Source organism: Mesorhizobium sp. P2_D1, assembly GCF_056404455.1.
Window position 1 is genome coordinate 1 of the sequence record NZ_JBFUDZ010000164.1, and the last position, 765, is coordinate 765.

At 62.4% G+C, this 765-nt stretch carries 1 protein-coding gene; it reads right to left on the minus strand.

The window, feature by feature from the left end; all coding sequences use genetic code 11:
• Window positions 1-12: 12 nt before the first annotated feature.
• The coding region (locus tag AC1D0I_RS32750; protein WP_477400210.1) for a substrate-binding domain-containing protein at window positions 13-765 on the minus strand (753 nt) is incomplete at its 5' end.

Sequence of the window (765 nt, forward strand, 5' to 3'; positions counted from 1 at the left end):
GCATTGCTGCGCCTAGGTGGTGGGCCGCTCCGGTCTGGCGCGGTTCTTCATGTGCCGTTCCAGCAGATCCAGCAATGCGACGGCGGCCGATGATAGGCGGCGACCGACGCGTGTGACGATGTTCACTCGTCCAGTGTTCAATTCCGGATTCGAGATCGGCAGCGCAAGCAGTCGGCCCGCCTCCACATAATCGGAAACGCAGCCCAGTGGCATGATGGTTGCGACCGTGCTCGCCGAGGTCACATCTGCTATGAACTGGACGGATGATGCGGTGATCCGCGTATCCAGAAACAAGCCATGAGTAGCCTCGAATTCGGACAGCACATCGCGAATGCGGAACCCGCCTTCAGGCAGGATCAGGGGCTGATTGACGAGATCGCGAATGTCGACTTCGGACGCCGACGCCAGCGAATGGTGCGGCGCGACAATCAGATAGTTTGGCTCGGGGAAACTCGACCGCGACCAGACGCGCGGATCGGTCGGTGCATCCATGACCACGCCGAAATGCGCCATGTCGTCGCGGACCATCGATATCACGGCGCGCGAGGGGGCCGAGACGACATCGATGCGAACGCCGGGCAGCCTTGCCGTGTACTCAGCCACCGCTCGCGCGATAACGACACGCATCAACCCGGTGCCTACGGCAATCCTCAAATGCCCGGTGCGCAGTCCCTTGAGGTCGTCGAGGTCTGTGACCAAGGCTTCCTGCTGGGCGAGGCGGTCGCGGTAATATTCGATCAGGCGCTCGCCGGCTGGGGTCAGGAG